General features: G+C 29.8%; 10 protein-coding genes and 1 pseudogene. 2 read left to right on the top strand and 9 right to left on the bottom strand.

Annotated elements, in window-relative coordinates; all coding sequences use genetic code 11:
- The 4 genes from fusA to ACQY5W_RS12810 all read right to left on the bottom strand — a co-directional run.
- The coding region (gene fusA, locus ACQY5W_RS12795) for an elongation factor G (protein ID WP_428025363.1) at nucleotides 1–1,731 on the bottom strand (1,731 nt) is incomplete at its 3' end.
- 15 nt (nucleotides 1,732–1,746) lie between these two features.
- A complete protein-coding gene (gene rpsG / locus ACQY5W_RS12800) occupies nucleotides 1,747–2,214 on the bottom strand; it encodes a 30S ribosomal protein S7 (RefSeq protein ID WP_428025364.1) in 468 nt (155 codons plus the stop codon).
- 16 nt (nucleotides 2,215–2,230) lie between these two features.
- The gene (gene rpsL, locus ACQY5W_RS12805; protein WP_428025365.1) at nucleotides 2,231–2,614 is read right to left on the bottom strand and encodes a 30S ribosomal protein S12; all 384 of its coding nucleotides are present in this window, start codon (nucleotides 2,612–2,614) and stop codon (nucleotides 2,231–2,233) included.
- Nucleotides 2,615–2,874: 260 nt separating this feature from the next.
- The gene (locus tag ACQY5W_RS12810) at nucleotides 2,875–4,998 is read right to left on the bottom strand and encodes a methyl-accepting chemotaxis protein (protein WP_428025366.1); all 2,124 of its coding nucleotides are present in this window, start codon (nucleotides 4,996–4,998) and stop codon (nucleotides 2,875–2,877) included.
- 128 nt (nucleotides 4,999–5,126) lie between these two features.
- Here ACQY5W_RS12810 and ACQY5W_RS12815 point away from each other — a divergent pair, with 128 nt between their 5' ends.
- The gene (locus ACQY5W_RS12815) at nucleotides 5,127–5,879 is read left to right on the top strand and encodes an alpha/beta fold hydrolase (protein ID WP_428025367.1); all 753 of its coding nucleotides are present in this window, start codon (nucleotides 5,127–5,129) and stop codon (nucleotides 5,877–5,879) included.
- A 128-nt stretch (nucleotides 5,880–6,007) separates the two neighbouring features.
- On the opposite strand, the gene ACQY5W_RS12820 is transcribed toward ACQY5W_RS12815, so the two are convergent.
- From ACQY5W_RS12820 to ACQY5W_RS12830, 3 genes are all read right to left on the bottom strand, one after another.
- Nucleotides 6,008–6,685, bottom strand: a complete 678-nt coding sequence (locus tag ACQY5W_RS12820; protein WP_428025368.1) for a hypothetical protein — start codon at nucleotides 6,683–6,685, stop codon at nucleotides 6,008–6,010.
- A 348-nt stretch (nucleotides 6,686–7,033) separates the two neighbouring features.
- Complete coding sequence (locus ACQY5W_RS12825; protein WP_428025369.1) at nucleotides 7,034–7,690, bottom strand: class I SAM-dependent methyltransferase; 657 nt, start codon at nucleotides 7,688–7,690, stop codon at nucleotides 7,034–7,036.
- Nucleotides 7,691–7,747: 57 nt separating this feature from the next.
- Nucleotides 7,748–8,560 carry a DUF234 domain-containing protein gene (locus ACQY5W_RS12830; protein WP_428025370.1) on the bottom strand — a complete coding sequence of 271 codons (813 nt, stop codon included), beginning with the start codon at nucleotides 8,558–8,560 and terminating at the stop codon, nucleotides 7,748–7,750.
- Nucleotides 8,561–8,683: 123 nt separating this feature from the next.
- Here ACQY5W_RS12830 and ACQY5W_RS12835 point away from each other — a divergent pair, with 123 nt between their 5' ends.
- Nucleotides 8,684–9,661: an endonuclease/exonuclease/phosphatase family protein gene (locus tag ACQY5W_RS12835; RefSeq protein ID WP_428025371.1), complete on the top strand. Its 978-nt coding sequence runs from the start codon at nucleotides 8,684–8,686 to the stop codon at nucleotides 9,659–9,661.
- On the opposite strand, the gene ACQY5W_RS12840 is transcribed toward ACQY5W_RS12835, so the two are convergent.
- Both ACQY5W_RS12840 and ACQY5W_RS12845 read right to left on the bottom strand, forming a co-directional pair.
- Nucleotides 9,658–10,287, bottom strand: a complete 630-nt coding sequence (locus tag ACQY5W_RS12840) for a LysE family translocator (RefSeq protein WP_428025372.1) — start codon at nucleotides 10,285–10,287, stop codon at nucleotides 9,658–9,660. The two genes, ACQY5W_RS12835 and ACQY5W_RS12840, sit on opposite strands and share 4 nt — an antisense overlap.
- A 77-nt stretch (nucleotides 10,288–10,364) precedes the next feature.
- Nucleotides 10,365–10,661: pseudogene (locus tag ACQY5W_RS12845) on the bottom strand (chemotaxis protein); the annotation flags it as partial.

The following is a 10,661-nucleotide window of genomic DNA, read 5'->3' on the forward strand; positions in this document are numbered from 1 at the left end:
ACCGTCATAAACAGTAACTTCAATGTCAACCATTGGGTAACCAGCTAGGATACCACCTTGCATTGCTTCAAAACAACCTTTTTCAACTGCAGGAATATATTCTTTAGGAATAACCCCACCTTTAATTTCGTTGTTAAATTTGAAGTTTTCTTCACTTCCAGAAGGTAATGGTTTAATATCTAAATAAACGTGACCGTATTGACCTTTACCACCAGATTGTTTTGCATATTTGTACTCTTGTTGAACACCATTTTTAATAGTTTCTCTATAAGCAACTTGTGGCGCACCAACTTCAGCTTCAACTTTAAATTCTCTTTTCATTCTATCTACAAGAATTTCAAGGTGTAATTCACCCATTCCTGAAATAATAGTTTGTCCAGATTCTTCATCAGTATTTACTCTAAATGATGGATCTTCTTCAGCAAGTTTACCTAAAGCAATACCCATTTTCTCTTGGTCAGCTTTAGTTTTTGGCTCAACTGCAACAGAGATAACTGGCTCTGGGAATTCCATTCTTTCTAAGATTACTGGATCTTTTTCAGATGCTAGTGTATCACCTGTAATTGTTGATTTAAGACCAACAACTGCACCGATTTCACCTGCGTATAATTGAGAACACTCTTCTCTATTATTTGCATGCATTTTAAGTAATCTTCCGATTCTTTCTTTTTTCATTTTAGTAGAGTTCATTACGTATGTTCCAGATTCTAAAACACCTCTATAAACTCTTGTAAATGTTAATTGTCCAACAAATGGGTCAGTCATAATTTTAAATGCTAACGCAGCTACTTCACCAGCATCTGTTGAAGGAACAATAACAGCTTCACCATCTTGAGTTTCACCATTAATATCAGCAACTTCTGTTGGAGCTGGTAAATACATAGCAACAGCATCAAGTAATGTTTGAACACCTTTGTTTTTAAAAGCTGTTCCACAAGTCATAGGAGTAATAGCCATAGCTAAACAACCTGCTTTGATACCAGCAATAATTTCATCTTCAGTTAATTCTTCACCTTCAAGGTATTTTTCCATTAACTCTTCGATTTGCTCAGCAGCAGTTTCAACCATTTTTTCTCTATACTCTTCAGCTTGATCCATTAATTCTGCAGGAATTTCTTCTACATGGTAATTAGAACCCATAGCAGCATCTTCATCCCAAACGATAGCTTTCATTTGTACTAAGTCAATAATACCTTTGAAGTTCTCTTCAGAACCAATTGGTAATTGAATAGGCACTGGATTTGCTTTTAATCTTTCAGCAACTTGTTTTTCAACCATAAAGAAATCAGCACCAGTTCTATCCATTTTATTAACGAATATCATTCTTGGTACTCTATATTTATTTGCTTGTCTCCAAACAGTTTCAGATTGTGGTTGAACCCCACCAACTGAACAGAAAACTGCAACAGCACCATCAAGAACCCTCATAGATCTCTCAACTTCAATTGTAAAGTCAACGTGACCCGGAGTGTCAATAATGTTTATTTGTAAGTCTTCACTTGTTTTTGGGTGTTTCCAGTGACAAGTAGTAGCAGCAGAAGTAATTGTAATACCTCTTTCTTGCTCTTGCTCCATCCAGTCCATTGTAGCAGCACCTTCATGTACTTCTCCAATTTTATGAGATACACCTGTGTAGAATAAAATTCTTTCAGTAGTTGTAGTTTTTCCTGCATCAATGTGAGCAGCGATACCAATATTTCTAACTCTATTAAGTGGTGTTTTTCTAGCCATATTATTAGTTTCCTATTACCATCTATAGTGTGCAAATGCTTTATTAGCTTCTGCCATTCTGTGCATATCTTCTTTTTTCTTGAATGCAGCACCTCTATCGTTAGCAGCTTCGAATAATTCGTTAGCTAATCTTTCAACCATAGTTCTTTCATTTCTTTTTCTAGCAGCATCAACAAGCCATCTTAATGCTAAAGTTTGTCTTCTTACAGCTCTAACTTCAACAGGAACTTGATATGTAGCTCCTCCAACTCTTCTAGATCTTACTTCTAAAAGTGGTTTAACATTTTCAATTGCTTTTTCAAATAATTCGATACCAGCTTCTTCACCTCTAGCATCTAAGTTTGCAATTGCACCATACATAATTTTTTCTGCAGCAGATTTTTTACCATCTAACATTACAGTATTTACAAATTTTGTGATCACTTTACTATTGTAGATAGGATCTGCTAATATTTCTCTAACTGGAGCTTTTCTTCTTCTCATAATCTTATCCTTCTACTTATTTCTTAGCGGCTTTAGGTCTCTTAGTACCGTATTTAGATCTTGCAACAGTTCTGTTTGCAACACCAGCAGTATCTAAAGCACCTCTAACGATGTGATATTTAACCCCAGGTAAATCCTTAACTCTTCCCCCTCTAACTAAAACGATAGAGTGTTCTTGTAAGTTGTGACCTTCCCCACCAATGTATGAAATTACTTCAAATCCTGTTGTTAATCTAACTTTTGCAACTTTTCTTAAAGCCGAGTTAGGTTTTTTAGGAGTTGTTGTATATACTCTTGTACATACACCTCTTCTTTGTGGACATTTTGCAAGTGCTGGAGATTTTGATTTTTCAATCTGTTTCTTTCGCTCTTTTCTAATCAATTGATTAATAGTAGGCATTTTTTCCCTTTGTTTAAATTGGTTTGAGCAATTAAGCAATGCTCATGCTTCTCGCTTAACTTGATATATACCCATGTATAATCAAAACGATACTACCATTCTAGAGAAACGTTGAGTTGTTTTCTAAAAAAGTTAGGGATTATACTTAAATAAAACTTAGATTTTCTTTAGTTCTGTAATTTATAAAAAAAGAATCTTAAAAATTCTTAATTATATAATATGATTTGAATTACTTATAAAGGCTACTTTGTAGCCTTTATTCATGCTTTTCTAAATTTCTTTTTACCAACATTTTCAATAATGTTTTTAGCAATAGAAGAAGTATTCATAGAGATTTGATGAGTATGATTTGCAACATTTGCATTTTGTTGAGTTCTAGCATCTAAACTAGCAACAGCATCATTAATTTGCTCTATTCCTTGTCTTTGTTCATTGGAAGCAACTTCAACATGAGAGATTAATTGTGTAGTTTTATTTATGATTTCATTTAACTCAGTATATCCACTAATCATTTCATCGGCATTTTTCTTACCTGTATCAGCTTTTGTTGTAGCACTTTCAACCAAACTTTTTATCTCTTTTGCTGCTTCTGCACTTCTTGAAGCTAGATTTCTAACTTCTGCAGCAACAACAGCAAACCCTTTTCCAGCTTCTCCTGCAGTTGCTGCTTCAACAGCTGCATTAAGCGAAAGAATGTTTGTTTGGAATGCTATTTGGTCAATTACTGTAATGGCATCTGCAATAGCACTTGTTTGTTCGTTTATTTCATTCATAGACTCAACAGTAAGTTTTGCTAATGCTTGCCCTGAACCAATTGATTTAATCAAGTTATTTGAATATACAGCCATTTGTGAAATATTTTGTGTATTTTCAACTATCGTAGAAGTAATCTCTTCAATTGAAGCTGATGTTTCTTCCAAAGAAGCTGCTGTATCTGTTGATGATTTATTTAATTTATCAACATTTTCCAAAAGTTGTTTTGCATTGTTTTCTAATGTTAACCCTAGTTGATAGTTTTCTTGTAACATCTCATTAATAATGTCACATAAACCATTTAATCCCTTAGAAATTTTACCTGAAGGATTATCAATATTTTTCTCAAAATTAAGTTTTGAGTAATCTTCCAAAGAAGCCAAAATAGTGTTGATATTATTGTGAACATTTTCACTAATTACTTTAATCATCTCATTTAATATATTTTTTAACTCATTTAAAGATTGATTTGTAGTTACTTTTTCAACTTGTACATCAAGATTCCCACCTTTTATTTGATTAACTACATCTTTTACATTTTGAATTAATACCCTATCTTTGTCAATACCTTCTTTTACAAACACTATCTCATCGTCAATTTTTCTTGCCATATTACCAAGTTCATCATTTGTCTGAATATTTAGTGCATCAACAGTATCTTTTTCCCCTTTAAGGTATTCAAAAAAGTTATTTAATCCATCTTCAAGTGTATTTATTGGATTTAAAAGTTTTTTTAATAGAACATATATTAAAGCTAAAATAACAATCAATAATCCAATATAAATAAATACATCTTTTAAAATATTATTTTTAATTTCCTTAAATATACTATCTTTTTCTAATTCAACAACTAAATACCATGATGGAATAGAAACCTTACTATAAGCAACAAGTTTATCAACTCCACCTTCACTAGCTTCTGCAAATCTATCATCTGCTTCAGTTTTAATCCCTTTAAATAAAGCACTATCTTTTTTTAGAAGTTTATTATCTTTATGAATCAAAATATTACCTTCATTTGATAATAAATAAGCAAATCCACCATCACCCAATTTTAGGTTTAATATCTCTTTTACAACAGTATCTAAAAATATATTTGCTCCAACAACACCTATAAATTTTCCATCTTTTATATAGGGAGAAAAAACTGTAATAACCAAACGCTTTGTAGTATTATCAACAAAAGGCTCAGTAACACCTGAACTTTGTATTTTTACAGCTTTTTTATACCATGGTCTAATTCTAGCATCGTAATTCATAGTTGCAATACTTTTTAAATCACCATTAAATTTAATCAAATCTCCACTATCTTCCAATCCTAAGTACATACTTGCAAAATCACCTGACTTTTTACCAAGCATAAGTTGATCTACTAGAACTTTATTTTCAATAGTAAGATTTTCACTTTCAATCATACTTGCAACCGAATTAACTATAGTAATCTTTGATTGTAAATAATCATTGATAAACTTTGCAGTTTGTTTTGCTAATGTTAATTCATCATTTGCAACCAATGTGGATTCTGATTTGAACTTACTAGATGAATCTTTATAACCAAGAATTAAAAATGCACAAGAAATACTAATAAATAACAGTATTAGTAGCTTTGATTTTATACTAGAAATATTCATGATTTTCTCCCAATTTTATCTGTGTCGATTATTTTAACATGTTAATATGTCATTAGTGTGTTAAACTAATTTTTCTATTTAAATTTAAGATAAGTTTTAATAGAATCTGAAAAATTTAAAAGATACATATGATAGAACTAAAATATAAAATTGTAGGCACAGGCAATAAAACAATTATTGTACTACATGAACTTATGGGTGACCATAGAAATTATGACCCAATACTACCATATATTGATACTAAAAATTTTACATATATATTTGTTGACCATAGAGGATATGGATTATCAAAAGAGATAATTGGTCAATACACTTGTGATGAAGCAGCAAATGATATTAAAAACCTCATCACAAAACTAAATCTAACAGAAGTAAATCTTCTTGCCCACTCAATGTCCACAATGATAGCTCAAAAAGTAGCCTTAATAGATAATAGAATAAAACAACTAATTCTAATCACCCCAATAACTGCTGCTGGTATAAAAATGAAACCAGATGCCCAAGCAAAACTACTTGCAAGTATGAAAAAAAATGAAAACCTTATTGAATATGTAGTTGAAAGTGCAAGTATTAGATACAATCAACCATGGAAAGATTATAGAATCAAGATGGCATACGAAGCTTCAACTTTGGAAGCTAGAACTGGATATATGACTATGTATCTTACAACTGATTTTATAAATGAAGTAAAAAATATAAAAATACCAATAAAAATAATGGTAGGTCATCACGATTTGCCAGTTTTTCATAAAAACAATGTGAAAAAGCAGTTTGAAAACTACTATAATGATTTTGAGATAATAGAGTGTATGGAAGCAGGACACTATCCAATGATAGAGTGTCCTGTTTATTTCTCAACAAAAATTGAATCCTTCTGCTAACAAACATCTTTCTTCATAACTATACGTTAAAAAGAAAAATATCCTTACTCATTTACTAGGAGTAAACTCCTAAAAATATTTTTCTCTCCGCCTTTATTTATTTTGGAATCTATTTATTATCAGAAGGATTATAAGTATTTTTCTTTAAGAAATTTCATCACCTTATTGTGTAGTTTATAATTTTTTTTAATTTCAATAACAGCTCTTTGATAATACCCAGTAAAATCTTTTCCAACAAAATCATCACCATATGAAAATACTTTAAGATTTGTTACTGGAATTATATGACCAAAATCTTTATAATTTTCATCTACATCAAATTCATAATCTCCGTTAACAGTTAAAACTGTAAAACTTTTTGAATTATGTAAAGGATTGCTATTGCTAGATGTATTAGAATGAGAAGGAATAATTATTACATCACCTTTTTTTGCACTTAATAAAGCACTTTCTAACATATCAAAACGACCAGCTGCAGTTTCACACGCATCAATTTCTTTCATCTCTTCATGAGTAAAATTCCAATATTTTCTCATACCCTCCAAATAGTTATTAATCCAATCAATAGGCTTTTGTCTTAAATCTAAACCTTTAAATCCCCAACCTTGTCTCAATTTGTAATTATCCCATAATTCACTTTTTAAATATTCTTTATATCCATTTGTTTCATAAGGAATTAATCCTTGCCTTGTATTAGCAACACTATCAAATATTTCTTTCCTTTTTTCACCAAATTCAATTGGACATGAAGCCCTTACTACACCACCGGGATTTCCTTTTGCAATTCTAAAAACAAAAACTTTCATTTATCATACCTTATTTAACAATTTATAATTAAAAGTATTATTATATTAAGAAGACGTCACATATCGTGTCACAAAAATAATAAATTAAAAAATTACTAATTTTTATCAATATCCATTTCAACATCTGCAGAAGCCGAATGTTTATTTTTCTCTTTTCTAAACAAGATTGGCAACTGTTTGAGTGTTTAAAAGTTGCTAAACGCAAGTTTTAATAAACGAGTTTTGCCAAGCAGAAAAGATAAAAATAATAAGTGAGGGAACCTTTGGCTTCGAAGCCGTTGATGGTTTTGCTTACTTTGTCCACACAAAGTAAAAGAGGCGAAGACTGCAAGTCTTCAAGAGAGATAACTATTCTTTCATATATTTAATGATTTGGCCAGAAAAATCTTCATCTAGATATTTGGAAGTATCTAAAGGCTCACTTTGACTATGCACATATCCCAAAGCTACCATCATCTTTGAAAACTTTGCATGATTTCCCCTACCTGGATCAACTATAATTATCTCACAAGTTTTATTTGTATGTTCATTTAAGAACCTACTTAAATCTTCTAGGTGAAATTTTTCATATAAAACATCACTTGCAATTATTAAATCAAACTTTCCTAAAGTATCATCATCATTTGCCCAGTTTGCACACTCAAAGGGGATTTTATTTCCATCATTGATTCTTGTATTTTCTGTTAAGAAAACTTCAACTTCTGGATTAAAATCTGTTGTTGTAATATTTGCATTTCTTTGATTTAAAACTAGACTTGAAAGTGCTATTCCGCACCCTACTTCAAGTATTCTTTTATTTTCAATATTATAGTTATTCATTAGTGTTGCTAGGATTCTAGCTGAAGGCCAAATCACTCCAAATAAAGACCAATTTGCTGATGATATTCCAAAGGTGGGATTTTCATCACATTTTTTATCATATTGCTGTTTATCTTTTAGTGTTTTGACATGTATGTCCATAGTATCAAACTCTATAGTTTGATATATGTATCTAATTTTTGACATGGAAACCTTTCAAGGTTCAGTATACCTTTATTTGTGATATCCAAACTTAAAAGGTCGTTATTCTTCTAGAAGTGCCTTTAAACTTTTCACAGTAAAAAGTCTTAGCCCATCGCCTTTTAGTGCTTTAAGTTCATTTGTATATCCACTTTTTGAAAATAATAACACATGGTCAGGAACTACTTCTAATTTCTCACAAAGCTCTTTAAGTCTTGTAAGTTCTGTTTTTTTCATCTTATTGTTTGTATATCTACAACTACCTACAATAACTTGTCCTGATTCTGTTTGAGCTATAAGATTTATCTCATTTTTTTCATCCCAAAATCTACCAATATCTTCAAGTTCATCATCTTTGAAAAGTACTTTTACGTACTCATGGCAAAGTTGCTCAAAAATTAGTTGCATAAACTCCGAATTGTAGTTATTAAATCTTTCAAAAAACTCTTTATACTCTGCTCTTGCGATTCCCCTATAAAGTGGAGATACAAAAGCGAACCAAAATCTTAAAAATGGAGCAGAAAAAAGTAACTTGTCAGCCACATCATTATCTTCAAATTTATTTGTAATATGGTCAATAGAAGTTTCAGTATATATTATCTCTAACTCTTCTAAATCATATAAAGCTTTGATACCCTCATCATACTCAACATCAGCACGTTTAAATGCACTATTAACTCTTCTATCTCCTAAAGCAATTCCAGTTAAAACTTTATAATATGGCAAAGAGTTTTTAGTAAGTTTTGAAATATAATCTTGTAAGTCATAATATTCATCTAAAATATGTCGCTCTATTAGTTTACCAAGTGGTTTTGTTGTATCTATTTTTATATCAAGTCCACCAAATATAGCAAAATAATTTAGTGCAGTTTCCATATCTTTTGGATTGTTTTGTTTACAGAAATATTGAAATTGTTCAAGTAATGTTTTTGTATTGAGTATAATGGGAAAGCCTTTAATTGTTTTTGGGATTATAACATAAATCGGATATAATACCTTATGAATATCAAATTTGCTACTTTTAATCTATTTCAATTTACAGCTCCACCTTTTTCATGGTACTTTAAAAAAGATAAATTTACCAAAGAACAATGGGAGAAAAAACTATCTTGGATAAAAAATCAAATCAAACTTATGGATGCTGATATTATAGGTTTTCAAGAAGTTTTTTCCATAGAAGAATTAAAAGAACTTTGTAAAGAGTTAGGATATGAATATTTTTTAAATGTGGACACACCAGATATTAATAAAAAAAATCCTACAATTTATACAACGACTGTATTAGCTCTTGCTTCAAGATTTCCAATTATTTCAAATAAAAATGTTAGATATGACATAAATAGTATAAAAAAGCATAACTTTAAAGAAAAATTTGCTTTTTCAAGAATTCCAATAAAAGCCATAATTGAACTACCCAATAAAACAAAAATAGCCGTTTATGTAAATCATCTAAAATCAAATAGGTTAAATGAGTTTGAATATATATTTAAAAAAAGCACCACATTAAAAGAGAAAATAGAAAAAACTAAACTTGCCCTTGAAAACAATTTTTCAAGTGCTTTAAAACAAAGATTGATTGAAGCTTCATCTTTACATATGGATATAAAAGAGTCTAAAATACCAACTATATTTTTATGTGATTTAAATGACAAAGAGTACTCTATGACTATTGATGCACTAACAAACAAAGCATATCATGAAGAGTTAGAGCAAGATGAGTTTATACTTTTTGACGCATATAATTATTATAAAAAAGAAGTTTATAATCCTCATCCTGAACAAAAAGAGATAAAAAGAACTCCCACAAGTTATTATTTTTCTGATGAAAATGTTATTGACTTTATTTTTGTATCAGATGACTTAAAAGAGAAGATTGTTTTATATGAAGTTTTTGATAAACATTTAAAAAGAAATCGCAATGGAACTTTATTAGAAAGTGATCATGCACAAGTAGTATGTGAGATAGATATAAATTAGGCTTTTTGAAAAGCAAGTCTAAACGCAAAACCAATAAAAAGTAATCCAGTAACTTTATTGATTAACTTTATAAAAAACTTACTCAACGAAAGTTTAGAGCTACCTTTTAAAGCAAAATATGCAATAACAATATTAACTATTGTTCCAAAAAATATAAAAATCAAACCTAAAATAAGAAATGCCATACTCTTTGATTCGGCATCAATATCCACAAATTGAGGTAAAAAAGTGATAAAAAATATAGCAACCTTTGGATTTAGTGCATTTATCAAAACACCCTTTGAAAAGACATTTTTAATAGTTTTTTTATCTATATTTTTGTCAATATCAAACTTTTTTTGTTTTTTAATTAGCATACTAAAACCTAAATATACTAAATAAATAGCACCAAGATATTTTACAATTAAAAATGCTGTTGGAGAACTTTGTAAGATAGCACTTAATCCTATTACTGCTAAAAAAACATGAATCAAACATCCAGTGCTTATTCCTAATGTTGCAATAACACCTGCTTTTAAACCCTTTTGAAAAGTATTTGTGAGTATATATAACATATCAGCACCAGGTGTGATATTTAAAAGCAAGCCAGCAATTATAAAAAGATATAAATCAGTTATGCCAAACATTATGATACTTTGTGTTTTAATTTACAAAAAAAACTCTACTTAAAAAAGTAGAGTTTAAACAAAATCTTCAAGTAAGTTTACTTACCATCAAACTCTTTATCAGCTGTATTTTCTACAACTTTTTCAGCTATTTCTTTTACTTGTCTTGCAACAACATTTGCTTCTTCAGCAGATGAAGCATTTTGTTGAGTTACATAATCTAAAGACACAACAGCATCATTGATTTGCTCAATTGCACCAGTTTGTTCAGTTGAAGCAGTAGAGATATCATTAATTAAAGATAAGGTATTATGAATATTAGTATTTAGTTTTTCATAACCTGCAATCATTTCAGCTGAAATATTTTTACCTTCATTTGCTTTTGCAGTTGCTGC

The sequence above is a fragment of the Arcobacter sp. genome, from assembly GCF_050300555.1.
In the GTDB taxonomy this organism is placed as follows: domain Bacteria; phylum Campylobacterota; class Campylobacteria; order Campylobacterales; family Arcobacteraceae; genus Arcobacter.

Excerpts from the sequence above, each read along its gene's own strand:
- rpsG (WP_428025364.1), bottom strand. The coding sequence starts at position 2,214 with ATGAGAAGAAGAAAAGCTCCAGTTAGAGAAATATTAGCAGATCCTATC.
- rpsL (WP_428025365.1), bottom strand. The coding sequence starts at position 2,614 with ATGCCTACTATTAATCAATTGATTAGAAAAGAGCGAAAGAAACAGATT.
- ACQY5W_RS12810 (WP_428025366.1), bottom strand. The coding sequence starts at position 4,998 with ATGAATATTTCTAGTATAAAATCAAAGCTACTAATACTGTTATTTATT.
- ACQY5W_RS12815 (WP_428025367.1), top strand. The coding sequence starts at position 5,127 with ATGATAGAACTAAAATATAAAATTGTAGGCACAGGCAATAAAACAATT.
- ACQY5W_RS12820 (WP_428025368.1), bottom strand. The coding sequence starts at position 6,685 with ATGAAAGTTTTTGTTTTTAGAATTGCAAAAGGAAATCCCGGTGGTGTA.
- ACQY5W_RS12825 (WP_428025369.1), bottom strand. The coding sequence starts at position 7,690 with ATGTCAAAAATTAGATACATATATCAAACTATAGAGTTTGATACTATG.
- ACQY5W_RS12830 (WP_428025370.1), bottom strand. The coding sequence starts at position 8,560 with ATGGAAACTGCACTAAATTATTTTGCTATATTTGGTGGACTTGATATA.
- ACQY5W_RS12835 (WP_428025371.1), top strand. The coding sequence starts at position 8,684 with ATGAATATCAAATTTGCTACTTTTAATCTATTTCAATTTACAGCTCCA.
- ACQY5W_RS12840 (WP_428025372.1), bottom strand. The coding sequence starts at position 10,287 with ATGTTTGGCATAACTGATTTATATCTTTTTATAATTGCTGGCTTGCTT.